Origin of the sequence: Nocardia sp. CDC160 (assembly GCF_035818795.1) — a bacterium.
Taxonomy (GTDB): Bacteria; Actinomycetota; Actinomycetes; order Mycobacteriales; family Mycobacteriaceae; genus Nocardia.
Map to the genome: position 1 here is coordinate 849,012 of NZ_JAYKYT010000004.1, position 16,382 is coordinate 865,393.

At 64.4% G+C, this 16,382-nt stretch carries 11 protein-coding genes; 5 read left to right on the forward strand and 6 right to left on the reverse strand.

Features of this window, described 5'->3' with window-relative positions; translation table 11 throughout:
* Window positions 1-14: 14 nt before the first annotated feature.
* Complete coding sequence (locus VMT40_RS25210) at window positions 15-7,316, reverse strand: non-ribosomal peptide synthetase (RefSeq protein ID WP_326361234.1); 7,302 nt, start codon at window positions 7,314-7,316, stop codon at window positions 15-17.
* A gap of 570 nt (window positions 7,317-7,886) precedes the next feature.
* Here VMT40_RS25210 and VMT40_RS25215 point away from each other — a divergent pair.
* Window positions 7,887-8,564: a carbon-nitrogen hydrolase family protein gene (locus tag VMT40_RS25215; protein WP_326361236.1), complete on the forward strand. Its 678-nt coding sequence runs from the start codon at window positions 7,887-7,889 to the stop codon at window positions 8,562-8,564.
* Between the two features lie 646 nt (window positions 8,565-9,210).
* Here the strand turns inward: VMT40_RS25215 and VMT40_RS25220 are convergent.
* The gene (locus VMT40_RS25220; protein WP_326361237.1) at window positions 9,211-9,948 is read right to left on the reverse strand and encodes a hypothetical protein; all 738 of its coding nucleotides are present in this window, start codon (window positions 9,946-9,948) and stop codon (window positions 9,211-9,213) included.
* A 92-nt stretch (window positions 9,949-10,040) separates the two neighbouring features.
* Here VMT40_RS25220 and VMT40_RS25225 point away from each other — a divergent pair, with 92 nt between their 5' ends.
* On the forward strand, window positions 10,041-10,805 hold the full coding sequence (locus VMT40_RS25225) for an SDR family oxidoreductase (protein WP_326361238.1): 765 nt from the start codon (window positions 10,041-10,043) through the stop codon (window positions 10,803-10,805).
* Between the two features lie 55 nt (window positions 10,806-10,860).
* Here VMT40_RS25225 and VMT40_RS25230 read toward each other — a convergent pair whose 3' ends face one another.
* Window positions 10,861-12,003: a hypothetical protein gene (locus VMT40_RS25230; protein ID WP_326361240.1), complete on the reverse strand. Its 1,143-nt coding sequence runs from the start codon at window positions 12,001-12,003 to the stop codon at window positions 10,861-10,863.
* A gap of 89 nt (window positions 12,004-12,092) precedes the next feature.
* Between VMT40_RS25230 and VMT40_RS25235 the strand changes: the two genes are divergently transcribed.
* The gene (locus VMT40_RS25235) at window positions 12,093-13,214 is read left to right on the forward strand and encodes a lycopene cyclase family protein (protein ID WP_442790042.1); all 1,122 of its coding nucleotides are present in this window, start codon (window positions 12,093-12,095) and stop codon (window positions 13,212-13,214) included.
* Here VMT40_RS25235 and VMT40_RS25240 read toward each other — a convergent pair.
* The 3 genes from VMT40_RS25240 to VMT40_RS25250 all read right to left on the reverse strand — a co-directional run bounded on the left by VMT40_RS25240 (window position 13,186) and on the right by VMT40_RS25250 (window position 15,222).
* Window positions 13,186-13,926: a methyltransferase domain-containing protein gene (locus VMT40_RS25240; protein ID WP_326361244.1), complete on the reverse strand. Its 741-nt coding sequence runs from the start codon at window positions 13,924-13,926 to the stop codon at window positions 13,186-13,188. The genes VMT40_RS25235 and VMT40_RS25240 overlap by 29 nt on opposite strands.
* 203 nt (window positions 13,927-14,129) lie before the next feature.
* Window positions 14,130-14,327: a DUF397 domain-containing protein gene (locus tag VMT40_RS25245; protein WP_326361246.1), complete on the reverse strand. Its 198-nt coding sequence runs from the start codon at window positions 14,325-14,327 to the stop codon at window positions 14,130-14,132.
* The gene (locus tag VMT40_RS25250; RefSeq protein WP_326361247.1) at window positions 14,317-15,222 is read right to left on the reverse strand and encodes a helix-turn-helix domain-containing protein; all 906 of its coding nucleotides are present in this window, start codon (window positions 15,220-15,222) and stop codon (window positions 14,317-14,319) included. Before VMT40_RS25250 ends, VMT40_RS25245 begins: the two co-directional genes overlap by 11 nt.
* A gap of 373 nt (window positions 15,223-15,595) precedes the next feature.
* Here VMT40_RS25250 and VMT40_RS25255 point away from each other — a divergent pair, with 373 nt between their 5' ends.
* Both VMT40_RS25255 and VMT40_RS25260 read left to right on the forward strand, forming a co-directional pair.
* Window positions 15,596-15,889 (forward strand): hypothetical protein, encoded by a 294-nt coding sequence (locus VMT40_RS25255; RefSeq protein WP_326361248.1) that lies wholly within the window; start codon window positions 15,596-15,598, stop codon window positions 15,887-15,889.
* 107 nt (window positions 15,890-15,996) lie between these two features.
* Window positions 15,997-16,284 carry a hypothetical protein gene (locus VMT40_RS25260; protein ID WP_326361249.1) on the forward strand — a complete coding sequence of 96 codons (288 nt, stop codon included), beginning with the start codon at window positions 15,997-15,999 and terminating at the stop codon, window positions 16,282-16,284.
* The last annotated feature ends 98 nt before the right edge of the window (window positions 16,285-16,382 follow it).

Consider the following 16,382-nt stretch of genomic DNA (forward strand, 5'->3'; position numbering starts at 1 on the left):
GAGATCCAATCGCTTCATGAGGCCACCGCCGACGCCGTATCGAGAAGGCGGACGAGCTGGCGTGCCACATCGGCGACATGGGGCTCGGTGATCATGGTGAGGTGGTCGCCCGGCACCTCGATGACGTCGAGGCGACCAGCGGCATATGGCTGCCAACCATTACTCGGGTCGCGATGCAACGTGCCGACTCGATCGTGAGACAGGCGCAGTATCTCCGGCAACGGCTCTGCCGCCCGAAGCAATGTCATCGCGCCCCGGTACGGCTGCGGACGGTAACTCGCGAAGGCCCGCCAGCTGTTGACGAACACTTCGTACAATCGTCGCACCAGCTCCTGGGAACCGGCCACCGGAAGCACTCCTGCATCGACAGCGGTGGCGAGCATGAAAGCGAAGACCTGATCATCGCCCACGAGCCCATCGGGGATCTCGACTCTCGCGGCCTCCGTGCCGCGTGCCAGCAACAGCAGCTCCCAGAGGAAGAACTCCTGCAATCGACGCTCTGACACGATTGTGGGGTCACCATTGCGGACCGTCATGGCATCGATCAGCACCAATGTGGCGACCTCATGACCGGCTGCGGTCAATTGTTGCGCCATTTCGAAGGCCATCATGCCGCCCAATGACCAGCCGCCCAGATGGTAGGGGCCCTCCGGCTGTATCTGGCGGATGGCCTCCACATACATGGCGGCGGTCTCCGGCAACGATGTCGATGCGACGCTTCCCGGCTGTAGACCTGGTGCCTGCAGGCCGTAGAGCGGTCTGCCCAAGGGAAGATGTTTGCCCAATTCGACATAGCAGAGCACGTTGCCGCCGATCGGCGGTGCCAGGAACAGCGGCGTACCGGCACCCGCGCGCAGACGCACCAAGGGATCGAAGCCGATCTCCGGCCGCTCCTCCAGATGCACCGCCAATGCCGCGACTGTCGGGCCCGTAGCCAACACCGAGACCGGGAGCGATACTCCGAATCGCTGATCCAGCGAGACGATCAGCCGCACGGCGGTCAGCGAGGTTCCGCCCAACGCGAAGAAGTCGTCGTGCACACCGACTTCAGGCAAACCCAATGCTTCGGCCATCAGGGCCGCAACCGTCGATTCGACGGGGGTGCGCGGCGGCACATACCCGGCGGTTTCGATGGCGGGCAGCTCCATTCGGGCCAGCACGGCGTCCGCGCGCTTGCCACTGGGCGTCAACGGCAAGGCATTCAACCAGACAAGGCGGGCAGGAATCATGTATTCGGGAAGCCATTCCCGCAGTGCCGCAATGATGTCCGCCTCGTCGACGTCGGCTTGGGAGCCCACCATGAAAGCCACCAACCGGGTATGGGCGCTCGAGCCACCCGTGCTGTCGTGTGCCACCACGGCCACCTCGGTCACGCCTGGCAGCGGCCCGGTGACGCGTTGCAGTGCCAGCTCCACCTCCATCGGCTCCACTCGATGACCGCGGATCTTCGCCTGCCCGCCACGCCTGCCGTCGCTCACTACCGCACCGTCAGGAAGCCGCCGACCGATATCGCCTGTGCGATATAGCCTTTCGGCCGGTGCGGTGGGATGCGGTACGAAGACCGCATCGGTCAGGTCCGGGCGGTTGAGATAGCCATCCGCGAGCGCGGCACCGCCGAGGCATATTTCGCCTGGAACACCGTCCGGAACCGGTCGCAGCCGCTCGTCCAGGACAAGGATCTCGACATTGTCGATTGCGGTGCCGATCGGCGGCAGCACGGGAAACCGGCTCGGGTCGCCAGTCATGCTGTAGCGCGTCGCAACGTGGGTTTCTGTAGGGCCGTATTGGTTTTCCAGAATCACGTCGGTACCGGCAGCGCACAATGCGCGGATCTCATCGGTCACGCGCAGCTGCTCGCCGGAGGAGATGATCACCCGCAGAGCCGTCGGCTCGGAGCCGAGCCGTACCGCAGCTTCGGCCATCTGCTGCAAGGCAACATAGGGCAGGAATACGCGCTCGGCATCGGTGGCACTCAGAAGACCCGGCAGTGCGGGTAGATCGCGTCGCTGCTGTTCGGTGAGCAGGATCAGTCGTCCGCCGCCGCACAGGGTCGAATAGATTTCTTGGAACGAGACATCGAACGACAGCGGGGCGAATTGCGTAGTAGCCGGTGATCGCCCGTGTTCGGCTAGCCAACCGCTGGGTGTCGACAGTTGCCAGGCGATCAGGTTCGCCAGCGCCCGATGCGGCATCACTACGCCCTTCGGTGTGCCAGTCGAGCCGGAGGTGAACAAGATGTACGCGGCGAGGGCGGGCTCGATCGTCGGCAATTCCACTGAGCTGGACGGAATCACGAGCTCTTCCAGTGTCAATCGCTCGTGCCGCGCAGGTACCAGACCTTTGTGTTCCGGTCCGGTGATGACAGCGAACGGGGCTGCCTGATCGAGCATGGCGTGCAGGCGAGATGGTGGGTAGCTCACATCGAGCGGTACACATGCCGCGCCCGCCATGCCGATCCCCAAGACCGCGGCGATCTGTTCCGGCGAGCGGTCCACCGCCAGCGCAATTCGGTCTCCAGCCTGGACTCCGCGCGCCACCAAAGCTGTCGCGATCCGCTGGCAGGACTCGAACAGTTCCGCATATGTGACTGTCTGCGAGCCGAATTCGATCGCGACGGCTTCAGGGGATTGGGATGCGCGGGCCCCGAACAGATCGATCACGCTCCCGGTATCGGAGCGTATCAGCGACGCCTCGACTTGTTGCAGAGCGAGTGATCCAGCTTCGGCGCCCGACAACTCCTGCGGAGCAGGGGCAAGAGAGCTGAAATCGACTGGTGCGGCCAGATCCCTGGTGAGCAGATCCAGGACCGCCACGTAGGTTTCACCGATCAAATCCAGTTGATCGTGAGTGTAGAGGCTGGCGTCAGCGTCGAGGCGCAGCGATAGCCCGTGATCGGATGCGCTACGCACGGCATTGATCAACAGAGCGAAGTTGGTTTCCTCTCGGATGTCGACTTCGAGCAGCTCCACGTCCAGCGCCTGCAGCGTCGCACCGAATGCGTGGAAATGGATGTAATTGAACGCCGTATCGATCGTCAGGCCCAGGTCGCGCTGGATTTCCAATACCGGGAATCGCCGATGCGGTGCGCTGTCCTTCTCTTGTTCGAAGACCTGTTCCAGCACCTCCCACCACGTGCGGGCGGAGTCGATTTCCAGGCGGAACGGCATGGTATTCAGGAAAAGTCCAACCATCCGCTCGGCATCGAGCCGCTCTGGACGGCCATGAGTGACGACACCGGTCGTGATGTCCGCTTGTCCGGCGAGCAGGCCGATGGTGCACAGGTGGGCTGCCAGCAGGACCGTCTTCAGCGGGAGGTGGACATCGGCGGCCACCTCCTCGACACGAGCCTGCACGTCAGGTGGAACTGGAATCGACCGGGTGACACGCGCACCCGGCGACATGAGATCCGCGGACGGATCGACCGGAACGTGCGGGCGCACACCCGGGATTCGGCCGCTCAGCGCGCCCGCCAGGAGGGTGGTCCAATACTCTCGGTCCGCTTGCCCGCTGAGCGAATCACCCTCTGCGCGTACGTATTCCGCGAACGACGGGAGTTCGGGCTCGGGTGCGCCGACCGTGCCTACAGCCAGTGCGCGATAGTCGGCCAGTAGTTCCGACACGAGTGTGGAGACACTCCAGCCGTCGAGGATGGCGTGGTGGAACGACAAGACGAGGTCGATCCGGTCCGCGCGCCGGAACACCGCGAGGTGGAACAGGCCCGGCGTCTCGAAATGGTAAGGCTGTGTGCGGCGCTGGGCGACGTGAGCGGCGACCGTCGTATCTGCGGCCTGCGTATCGACCGACCGCAGATCGACAATGGTCAACGGCGGGGTCACGTCGGTATGGACGAGCTGCAAGGGCTCCGAATAGCCCGCCAAATCGAACGACGTGCGCAGCATGGGATGCCGGTCCACGGCGTGCGCCAGCGCTGCCCGCATCGCGGGCTCATGCCAGTCCATGCGCACCGAGTAGCGGAAAACATCGTGGTATAGCGCTGATCCATGCCGCTCACGACTGTGGAACAGCATGCCCAGTTGCAGTCGTGTCAACGGATACGCGTCCACGACGTGGCTGAGCCGGGCGCGGTCGATAACCGCAACCAGTTCGAACGGCTCCACTGCCGTCCTGGCGAGTTCGCCGACGCGAACTCGACCCGCCAGCTCGGAGATGGTCGGCGACTCGGCGAGATCACGTGCCGTGAACAACAGTCCGCGCGCCTCGGAAAGAGCGAGCACCCGCAGCAGCAGGATGGAGTCACCGCCCAGGTCGTAGAAGCTGTCGATCACCGACACCGAGTCCCTGCCGAGCACCTCCCGCCACACCGCGGCCAGCTGTTCTTCGACCGCACTCTGTGGCGCAACGTGAGAAGCGGAGTCATCGTCATCGAGACTGGTCGCGGCCAATGCCGTGCGGTCGGCCTTGCCGCTCGGCGTCAGAGGAATTTCCGGGACACCTACAAACCTGGCGGGAATCATGAATTCCGGCAGCTTCTTCGCAAGGGTTTCCCTGAGCCGCCGCGGATCCAGGGCCGTGGTGGATACACAGTAGGCGGCCAGATATGTACCACGCGTCGGGGATTGGATGTCAATGACGGCGGCGGCAAGGATCTCGGGTAGCGCGGCCAGTGCGTTCTCCACCTCGCCCAATTCCACACGGTTGCCCCGGATCTTGACCTGCCGGTCTATCCGGCCCAGGTATTCCAACTCGCCGGTGGACAGCCAGCGCGCCAGGTCCCCGGTTCGGTACATTCGCTCGCCGGGATGAAACGGGTCCGCGACGAACTTCTCCGCGTCGAGCTCCGGCCTGTTTCGGTACCCGCGCGCGACACCGACGCCCGCGATGCACAGTTCACCCGGCACACCGACCGGCTGGGGCTGATCGGCGGGATCTAGTACATACAGCCGCGTGTTGTCGATAGGGCGACCGATCGGCACCCGCGTGATCGGCACACCCGGATCTCTGGGGCAGTCGTGATAGGAGACGTCGACGGTCGCTTCCGTCGGCCCATACAAATTGATCAGACGCGGCGCTGCTTCGCCGTGGATCGCGAAAACTCGATTCCACCGTGCGACCTGGTGCGGCAGAAGCGCTTCGCCGCTGCAGAAGACGGTCCGCAGGGTGTCGGCTCGCAGCACAGCGGCCGGGTCGGACTCCAACACATCCAGGAAAGGGGTCAACATCGACGGCACGAAATGCATTACGGTGACACCGAATTCCGCAATCGCGGCGAGGATATCGCGCGGATCCTTCTCTCCGCCCGGCTTCAGCAGTGCCATCTGAGCACCCGTGAGCGCCCACCAGAACAATTCCCACACCGACACATCGAAGGAGATCGGCGTCTTCTGCAAGATCACGTCCGTCGGCTGCAAGGGGTAGCGGCGCTGCATCCAGGACAGTCGATTGATCACCGAATGATGCTCGACGGCAACACCTTTCGGCGTGCCGGTGGAGCCGGAGGTATAGATCATGTAGGCCAGGTCATGGCCTCCGGGCACCGGTGTCGAGGAGGCGTGAGACCGCGACGGGTCCGCCGTCCACTCCTCCGGTGTCAATACCGACGCCGCGGTCGGCGGCACCGATTGCACTTGGGCGGCATCCGTGAGCAGCACGGTGGCCGCGCTGTCGACCAGTAGGAACTCGATCCGGTCGGCCGGGTAGCGAGGGTCCACCGGTACGTACGTCGCACCTGCGTGCATCGCGGCCAGGATGGCGACCATCATGTCGGGCGAACGGTCCAGCATGACTGCCACCACATCGCCGAGCCCGACCCCGCGCCCACGCAACAATGCAGAAAGCGCTGACACGCGATCGATAAGCTCGCGATACGTCAGGTTGAACTCGGGCGTCGCATGCAACGCGATGGCCTCCGGAGTCCGCTCGGCCTGGGCCACCATCGCGCTGATCACGCTTGTCCGATCGTCGTAATAACGATCGGTAGCCCGATCTTGGTCGATCAACGTGTCGTAATCGGTCGGCGGCACGACCGACAGTGCGGCCGGGTTGGCATCCATTGCTGAAATGCCTGACTCCAGCAGCGAAATCAGCCCCGCGACGACCGACTCGATTGTGTAGTCGTCGTCGAAGACGTCGGCCGCGTAGTCCAACCTGATGTGCAGCGGTCCCTCTTCGTCCAGTTCCAAGATGGTCCATGCCAGCGCATTCGGGCCATACGCTTGCCGACCATCCGGGGAGGAACTGCCGAAAGTCGTCGACACCGGTGGCTGCCGCACGCCTTGCTGTCCCACCATGTGGCCGCGACTAATCGGCAATCGCAGATACGAGACAGTCACATCGAACAGCTGGTGAACCGACTCTCCGGCGCGGCGCAGCTCGCCCACCAGGTCGCCGAGTGGGTAGCGCTGATGCCGTTTCATCTGGCGTACATCGGCTTTCACGGTTGCGACCAAGTCGGCCACCGTCGGGGAGTCAGCAGTCCGGATAAGCAGGGGAAGCGTATTGGCGAAGTGGCCTACGGCAGCTTGTTCGGTTGGATTGTTGCGGTTGTTCTGCGGGATGCCGATGATGACGTTCTCCGTACGCAGCACCCTGGACAGGTATACGCCGATCATCGTGCAGAGATACGGATACAGCGAGATCCCCTCGGCTCGAATCCGATTCACCAGCTCCCGTTCCAGGGAGAACCCGCGGGTGACTATCGGAGCGAGTTGTTCGACGCCGTGGCGGCGGTCGAACAGCGCCGGGACCACCCCGCGCAGCCTGGGCACAAAGGCGTCGCGGTCGATACCATATTGTTCGCTGGCTCGATACTCCTGTTCGTAGGTCAGACACTCCACGAACGAGGATCCGGGCAGTTCAGGCTGGGCTCCCGTAGTGCTCGTCACCGTATAGTCGGTCAATAGCTCAGTTCCGAAGGCGCGCAGTGAGGTGGCGTCGACGGTCACGTGGTGCGCCGTGGTGACCAGGTAGTACGACGCGGACCCGGCTCGAATGACGGTGAAGCGCACCGGCTCCGGCCCGGTCAAATCGATGGGCGCGTTGGTCAGCGCGCGAATGCGCTGCTGCGCTGCGGATTCTGGATCGTCAGCATCGGCAACGTCCACCAACCGCACCGGCGGCACCCAGTCGGATGATAATTCCTGATAGGGAACGCCATCTCGCGTTCCATAACGCATCCGCAATCCGTCGTTGCGCCTCAACGTGCGCTCCGCTGCCGCCAGCAGTTCTGGCACATCGATATCTTCGGCCAAGTGCCAAACCGCACAGCAGAGGTAGCTGGGCACACCGGGATGCAGTTCGGCGATAGCCCAGATGTCGCGCTGGTACGCAGTGAGCGCATAGCGCATCAAGTCAGACATGAATCCCCCATGGATCTACTTCCAGTAGTGACCATCGGACGCCCCAAAGTACTAATGTCCGACGGTCACGAAACGGCACTCTGCGCTCAAACACGTTGCTACACAAGGCCGTATCGCACCAAGCAAATGCTTGATGCGAACTAACCGTACAGTCGTCCAACTTCGGCCGTCAACCCGAACCGCACCACAATCCCCGTGAACAGCACATGAACAACCGGGGCGCACCGGCAAGTCGGCCACACCCATCGAGGCGGCGACGTTGACAGTGAAACATCTTGTGCGCTATAGATTTTGAGGTTGCAGGGATCGAACCGGGGTGGGAGCGACTCCCGGAGGGCGGCAGGTTTCAGACGGCGAGCAATCGTCCCCAATCTGGCCGCAGCCCCGACGGTGTCGGCAGTCACGACGAGGAAGTCGAGGGTCTCGATCCGTCCGCCGTCACTGCGGAATACACACGCTCTCACCGCTTGACACACCACTGGGGCTCGACGCCAGTCTCGTTGAGCCGCAATCCAATACGTTGCTTCGCAGGCCGTCGCTGCCTGAACTGACCATGGAGATGATGCGATAATGCGAATCGCCGTCGCGCAATTGAGCGCTTCCGCGGATGTACAGACCCGGTTAGACGATCATGTGAATGCAATCGACGCAGCCGGGGCACGAGTAGTCGTCTTTCCCGAGCTGTCGCTCACCGGCTACGCATTGGACGCCACACCAATAGATATCGCCGACAGTCGTTTCGAACCGATCGTGGCGGCATGCAAGAGGTCCGGCAGCATTGCTCTGGTGGGTGCGCCGGTACGTGAGGGCGACCACACCTACATCGCGATGCTGGCGGTCGACGATAAAGGTGTGCGTGTCGCCTATCGCAAGACCAACCTATTCCCGACCGAAGTCGATCACTATGCCGTCGGCCCAGGTCCCGTCGTCTTGCCGGTGGACGGCTGGCAGCTTGGCCTTGCGATCTGCTACGACACCTATATCGAGAGCCATGCCAGCGACACGGTGGCGCTCGGCATCGACGTGTACGTCGCTGGCGTCGTCGACTACGGCCCGCTCATGCCGCTGCCGGAGCGTGCGGCGAAAATCGCCTCCCAACACCAAATTCCGGTCGCCATCGCAAACTCGATAGGCCCCAACGGCGGTTACGAAAGCACCGGAGGGTCCGGCATCTGGGCCGCCGACGGCACCGCATTGGCCCTCGCCGACGAACTGCCCAACGCTGTTGCCGTGACCGTGCTCAGCTGACGGATCCCGAGGCGCGATCCACCGAGCACGAAACCCGTTTCGGTGGAAGCAGCCTGTCCGGCTGGGGTGTTGCAGCCCAGGGCGAAATATCTTCTACTGTGGTCATATTCGCTCTCTTCACCCTTCCCAGAAGACGCAGTCCCCGGACTCGCCAGGGGACTCACTTGCTCTAGTCGCCGTCGGGCAGGTGCGCTCCGCTCGGATACGCGTAGGACGCCGCGAGGAATCGACATGGTATTGCCCGATCTGTTCTGATCCGATTCGTGCCTCAATTGCGGATCGAGAGTCTTTGTGTCGTCCCGGTCAGCGGACGACGCATTGCGCGTCGGCGTTCCTGCGCAGCGGCTCTGGCCTTCTCCCGGGCGCTGTCGACCAATTTCTTTCGATGCTCTGCCGCCCGGCCGATGGTGACCGCCGCATCTATCGAGGGCACCGAACCGGACTGGTGCGAATCATCCTGATTGCCAGCTAGTTTCGTCGGATCCGGTCTCCAGCCGTTCAGTTCGGCCGACCCGGCTGACAACCGGAACCGCATCATTCCGGAAACGTGGGGGTTGGCGAGGGGGCCCAGTTGGCGATGTTTCGGCTATCTGCCGATCGCGTGATGCCACGTATATCGGCGTCGCTTCTCCGGTGAGAGATCCGATCAGGGGTGGAGGCGGGTGTCGATGGCGGTGAGGAGCTCTAGGAGGGCGGGGGCGTTGGTGCGGGTGAATGCGAGGGTGGTGGCCTTGGTTGCTGGGCCGTCGTTGAGCCAGGTGGTCAGTTCGAGGTGGGGCTTGGAGTCTTTGTTCCAGAAGGCATTGGTTGGGATGAGTCGACCGGACTTCAGTTTGATGCCGCAGTTGACGGGGTTGCTGTCGTCGGCGCCGACGAAGTCGGCCAGGTTTTGGATTGCGGCTGGGGTGGGGAGTTGGGACCAGGAAGAAAGGCGTTGGGTTATAGAGCCTTCGGCGAGGGCGAGGGAGCATAGGAGGTCGTCGGCGGGGAGGATCGGCGGGTGGTTCGTGAGGAGGTCGGTCCAGAGGGCGTCGAAGAATTCTAGTAGTGCATCAGCCTCTGGCCAGGTTCGCCATGGCAGGTTTCCGACGTGGCTGAAGGTGATTTCGATGCAGGGCATCGGGTGTTCGGCGGCCAGCGATAGTCGGAGGATGCGTGGCAGGAAGTAGCGGAAGTCGTGCTCGGAGCCGCAGGTTAGCGTGGCGTTGTGGGCATAGCTGGAGAGTTGTGCGGCGGTGAGGTGCTCGCGTGGGGTGTGCAGGAGGGGCGCGATCTCCCTTTCGTCGACGCAGCAGGGGCAGCCGTCGATGGATCGAGGGCGGGGGACCTGGGCGAAAGCGTCGTCCAGGTTCGCCAGTAGCGCGTTCAACTTCTCGGTCTGCACCTGATGGATTGTGCCCTGACCGGTACAGCGATTCATCGAGGAACCAGGGGTGAATCCGCCCAACTCACGTGACTGACGTAACGTGCCTGCACATGAGTGATGACTTGCTGGGTAAGAGTGCGCTGGTTACCGGGGCCAGTCGCGGGATTGGGTTTGCGGTGGCGGCGGAGCTGCTTGGGCGGGGGGCCAATGTGGTGATTTCGGCTCGGAAGGCGGAGCCGCTGGAGGAGGCGGCGGAGCGGCTGCGGGGGCTGGGGCATCCCGGCAGGGTGGTCGCTGTGGCGGGGAATTCGGGGGATGCCGAGGCTCGGGCGTTGCAGGTTGAAACCGCGGTGGAGCAGTTCGGGTCGTTGGATGTGCTCATCAACAACACCGGGATCAATCCGGTGTACGGGGCGCTCATGGATGCCGATCTGGAGGCCGTGCGCAAGATCTTCGATGTGAATGTCGTTGCGGCGCTGGGGTATGTGCAGCAGGCGTACAAGGCGTGGATGGGTGAGCACGGGGGCGCGGTCGTGAATGTGGCCAGTGTCGCGGGGCTGCGGTCGACGGGAGTCATTGCCGCCTATGGCGCTTCGAAGGCCGCGCTGATTCGGCTCACCGAGGAGCTGGCCTGGCAGTTGGGGCCGAAGATTCGGGTGAACGCGGTCGCGCCGGGTGTCATCAAGACCAAGTTCGCGGATGCGCTGTACTCGGCGGATGAAGAGGCCGCGGCCGGGGTCTATCCGATGAAGCGGCTCGGTTCGCCCGAGGATGTGGCGGCGCTGATCGGGTTCCTGGCCTCGAACGAGTCGGCGTGGATCACCGGCACGACCGTGCGGGTGGACGGCGGTCTGCTCGCCACGGGCGGCATCTGAGCATCACGAAAGTTCGCACCCGGCACCGGGATTCGGTGCCGGGCGCGGGGGATGATCAGCGGAATCCCAGGGCGGCGACGGTATCCGTTTGCCGGTAGTGCATGTACTTGTCGGCGGTTGCCTCGTCCACCGCGCTGGTGGTGGTGACCTCGGTGACGACCAGGAACGTGCTCTGGTTGCCGTCGACCCATTTGCCGGTGTCGAAGTCGGCGATGTAGGTGCCCTTGGGTAGCACCAGGTCCTCGTCCTTGAAGAGGTCCACCGCGGAGCGGGCCTTGTCGGCGTCGGCCATGGTCAACACGAGCTGGGTCAGCATGAGCCCGCCGTTTTCGGACTTCCACGCCATCAGGGAGGCGGCCTTGCAGCCCATGCTCGTCAGCTTGCCGCTGTCCTCGATCGGGGCGCAGGTGTCGTAGTCCTTGCCGGTCACGTAGGTGGCTTGCAGCGCAACGTCATTCCACTTGAAGTTCCAGTCCTTGCCGTACTCGGTGTAGCTGAAACCGCGGCCCGCGGGGGCGGCCTTGGAGGTGGTCGGCGCGGTCGTGCGCGTGGTGGCAGGTGCCGAGGTGGTGAGGGCCGTCGTGGTGGTCGTGGTGGCGTCCGCCTGCGAGGAGTCGCTCTTCTTGGACACCAGCAGGATCGCGCCGACCGCGACCGCGAGCACCACCACCGCGCCGATCGCCACACCGACGATCAACCCGGTGTTCGACTTCGGCCCCGGCGGCGGCGAAAACCCGGGCTGCTGACCGAATCCCGCGCCCTGAGAACTCCCCGCCTGCTGCCCGTATCCAACAGGCGTCCCGGCCTGCCCGAACGCGGGCGGTTGGCCGTAGCCCTGCTGCCCATACCCCGCACCCTGAGCACCTCCGGGCTGCTGCCCGAAACCGGGATCCTGCCCGTACGCGGGCTGGCCGTAGCCCCCATCCTGTCCGTACGCCGCCTGCTGCCCGTAACCCCCACCCTGCGGACTCCCCGCCTGCTGTCCATATCCGCCATCCTGCGGGTATCCCTGCTGCGGCGGATACGGTTGCTGCGCAGCCATATTCAGCTGCGTCGGCTGCCACCCCTGGGGATCCACCGGCTGCGCCTGCTCGCCGGTCGGCTGCGCGGGGTGGTCCCACCATGCCGCGTCGGGCTGTTGGGGCTGCTGTCTGTGGACAGTCGGATCGCCACCGACCCCGCCGGGTGGATTCGTCATCTGCTCACCTTTCGTGGCCCTCCCGGGCCCTCCCCGGCCCGGCATACATTCCCGAAGCGTATGCGGACCACGCGGCATGATCCAATCACGTGGTGACCGACGATCTGCTGATCTGCGGCGCGGGCCCCGCAGGCCGCGCCCTCGCCCACCGCGCCCTCGCGCACGGGCTCACGGTCACCGTCGTCGACCCGAACCCCCATCGCCGCTGGACACCCACCTACGCGGCCTGGTCGGATGAGCTTCCGGATTGGTTGAAGCCGAACACCATCGCGGCCACCGTCGACCGCCCCGTCGCCTGGACCACCCGCCGCATCGAACTCGACCGCCCCTACGTCGTTTTCGACACCCCGGCTCTCCAGGACTCCCTGGACCTTTCCGGCGCACGCCTCTTGCAAGACCGCGTCGTCGAGATCACCCGCCCCGCCCGCCACCGCACTACCGGCCTCGATCTCCCCTCCATCCGCCTCGCCTCGGGCCCGATCCTCCCGGCAGGCCGCGTCATCGACGCTCGAGGCGTCCCCCGCTCCCGTGCCCTCGCCGAGCAAACAGCCTTCGGCGTCATCGTCGACCGCACCCGCTGGCCCGACACCGACACCTATTTCATGGACTGGCGCGACGACAACGGCGCAGACCCCAATGAACCCCGCTCATTCCTCTACGCGGTACCCCTGAACGACAACCAGGTCCTCTTGGAAGAAACCTGCCTCGCAGGCCGCCCCGCCCTCGACCTGACCACCCTGCGCGACCGCCTCCACACCCGATTGCGTTCCCGCGGAATCACTCTCACCGGCACCGAGCCCACCGAACGAGTCCGCTTCCCCCTCCACGGCGGCAAACCATCCCCCTCCGCCTTCGGAGCCGCGGGCGCGCTCATGCACCCCGCCACCGGCTACAGCGTCGCCACATCCCTCTCCCTGGCCGACGCCCTGATAGCCGGAGACCCGATCTGGCCCCTCCCCGCCCGAGCCGTAAACCTCCTGCGCCACGCCGGTTTACGCGCCCTCCTCACCCTTCCCCCACCCGACCTCCCGCTCTTCTTCGACGCCTTCTTCACCCTCCCCACCGCATCCCAACGCGCCTACCTCTCCGACCGCGACCATCCGCGCGGAACCGCCGCCGCCATGGCGTCATTGTTCGCGGCCCTGCCGTGGCGAGTACGTCGCGCGCTCGCCACGGCCATGGTCAGCCGGGGCGTCGCCCCCACACGGTGACGAACGCATCGGGGCTGTCGAAGAAGCTGGGTTCGTCGAGGAGGGCCACGCCCGCAGCGAGGTCGTCCGGGGTCAGCAGGGCCAAATCGACCATGCGCGGGCCCACCTGGGAAAAGAAGGCGCGCCAGAACCGGTCTGCGGGGCCGCCACCGCCCACGACAACCGTGTGAATCGCCATGTCGACCTCGGCGAAACCGGATTCGGCGATGGTGCGGGCGAGCCGTTGCCGACCCCAGAGCGGGTCACCGCCATGGGCGGTCATCAGAGTCCAGAAGGCGTCCATGAGGCGACGCCATTCGGGATAGGGCGAAGAGGCGGAGGTGAAGCCAGTGGGGTCGGTGGCTACCAGCCAGCCGCCCGGAGTCAGCCAGGATCGAAGACGGGAAACCAGCTCGACCCGCTCCGGCAGGTGCATGAGCATGGCGCGAGTGTGGATGAGATCGAACGAGCCGGGCGCGAAATCATCAGTGCGCGCATCGAATTCACGAACGTCGACATTGCCCTCGGCAGTCAGGAACTTGACGTCGATGTCCGCCGCGATCACCTGACCATCCGGACAACGTTTCCCGAGCCACCGCGCGACCCCGCCCGCCCCCGCCCCGAGATCCAAACAACGCCAACGCGTTTCGATCCCGGTACGCTCGAGCGCCGCCGTAGTGATCGGCTCCAGAAACTCCTCGAGCAACCGCAACCGCCCCAACTCGGTCGGCATCTCATGACTCAGCGCACTCTCGCTATAAAAATTCCCACCCATCCCGCCAGTATGCGACTGAATCCCCCTCTCCCCCACCACTTCGAGAACTTCGCACCGGCCGGGTCGCCCGCACCTCACCCCACCAGAACAAGATCAAGGAGCTTCCAGGGCGGTGAATCGGACAAATCCCCGCACTGAGAGCTCCCTGATCTTGATGACCGCTAGATGCGACCGGCGCGAATCGCGGCGGTGAACGAATCCCATTCCGCCCCGGCGAAAGCGAGCGCGGGACCAGTGGGGTTCTTCGAGTCGCGGACGGCGGTCTTGCCGTTTGCGAGAAAGGCCACCTCTACGCACTGACCGCCGGACTCGCTGTAGGTGCTTTTGAACCAGTGGGCATTCGATAGGTCAGTGCTCACGCTCGTACTCCTTCGCTGCACGGCGCAGCAGGTCTCGAGTTTCGTTCTCGCCGAGGGCAGTTGCTCGGATGGCGGCCGCCAGATCATCGTAGCGCCGGACTTCGGCTGCTTTCTCGAGGTAGACATCGCTGGACGGGCCGCCTTCGAGGAAGACGATCGGCGGCTCGGCCGATCGAGTCGGCGCGTCGCCATCGAAGCCGAGAATGACAAACTGGCCATGCAGGATTCCCCATGTCATTCCGGCCGCGTAGGGGCTCACCCGGATTGTCACGTTCGGCAGTTTGCTGATCTCGGCGAGGTGGCGAAGCTGGACGGACATGATTTTCCGATTGCCGATGAGGCGGTGCAGCGCCGACTCGTGCAGGAGCACTTCCAGTATCAGCGGATCGCTCTTGCGGGTCACGATGATCTGACGCTTCATCCGCAGTTCGACACGTCGCTCGATATCGTCGAATGAACTGTTCACATAGAATGCGCTGATCAGCGCGCGTGCGTAGTCGCGCGTTTGAAGCAGTCCCGGCACCTGCTCGTGGTACACGATCAAGCGACGCGCCGAGGCCTCCAATCCGATGTACATATTGAATTCGTCGCTGAACAATCCGCCGAACGCGTGATACCAGCTCTTGGCCTTCGCCTGCTCCGCCAGCTCAACCGCTTGCGCGGTGTCCACCGCGTCGACCTCGTACATCTCGCACAGTGCGCGGATGTCTTGCTTCCGAATCCGTTGGTTTCGGCCGGATTCCAACCGCTGTAGTGCCGACTTCGACAGATCCACGAGTCGGGCCGCGGCATCGATGGTCAGACCGTTCTTTTCCCGCTCCTCCCGCAGGAATCGACCGAGTTGCCGTCTCGGCAGCGTTGAGGCGGGGCTCTCTTCATCATTCTTGCTGGTCATCGTTCCAGTTCCTCTAGGTGTGAAACTCGGATCAAGCAGCATCGATAGATGGGTCCGTTGTACCGCGCCCGTGGGTTCGGTCGTGCGGATTTCGACCAACTTCATCTTGGGATCCCGATTTCGCGCGTTTCGCGGCGCGTCGGTGGTCTGCTAGGGGTGTCAGCAATCCCCGAATGACGGGAGGTTCCAACGATGTTCGGACTTCCAGCGACCGGGCACAGTGCCCTGCCGGTGATGACTGAAGGCGATGCGCTACGAGCGCTCCGGGAACATGCGGATTGCCCGATTACCGTCTGCGCGGCCAAGTTACAGGCGAAGACGTACCTGGTGCGGATCGGGAAGCGGGCTCCCCGGCCGCCCTGGAGGATCTGACATGGACGACATGCGCGAGATCGAGATTCGCGTCCTGCGGGATGTGATCGAGGCGGTCGAGCAGCGGTTGCGCGCGCACGAGCTCGCGGGTGGATGTGTGGTCGCGCCCCGGGCGGAGGTGTATGCGGCGCTGATCTATTCGGTGATCGCCAGCGCGCGGGCGGGCGGACACTACGGGGCAGGGAGCCTGGTCCGGGCCCCGATCCTGGATGTGATTCTCGGCGGGGCGGAGGCCGACCCGTGGGAGGCGGCAGTCTACGCGGTGGCCATGGATGGTGCGTTGATCTTGGGGTGACCCGGATTGGATCGGACCGAATTCTCCCGAATCGCTGTGCCGAAGCGGTCGCTGATGGTGTGCTGGTATCGGTTTCACATCCGGCGAGCTGCGCAGGGGGTTGTGACGTGGATAGACAGAGTGATGTCGAGATACGTGCGCTACGGGAGGTGATCGATGCGGTGGAGGATCGTTTGCGGCGACTCGAGGCCGCGGGCGCGGTGATACCGGCGGCGCGGTCGGAGGTGTACGCCGCCGCGATCTACGCGGTGATCGCCAGTGCGCGCGAGTCCGGGCATCACGGGTCCGGCAGCATCGCGCAGGCACCCCTGCTGGACGAAATTCTGATCGGAGTCGAAGAGCCTTGGGTGACAGCGATATACGCGCGAGTCGCCGACAAAGCCCTGACGCGGTAACGAGGCCGTCCGGTGAAACAATGCCCCCTCGGCGAGACAGCGCTGCGGCGGTGACACAGGTCCGCGGCGGTGACACGGCGCTCCCGCGGCACGACAGC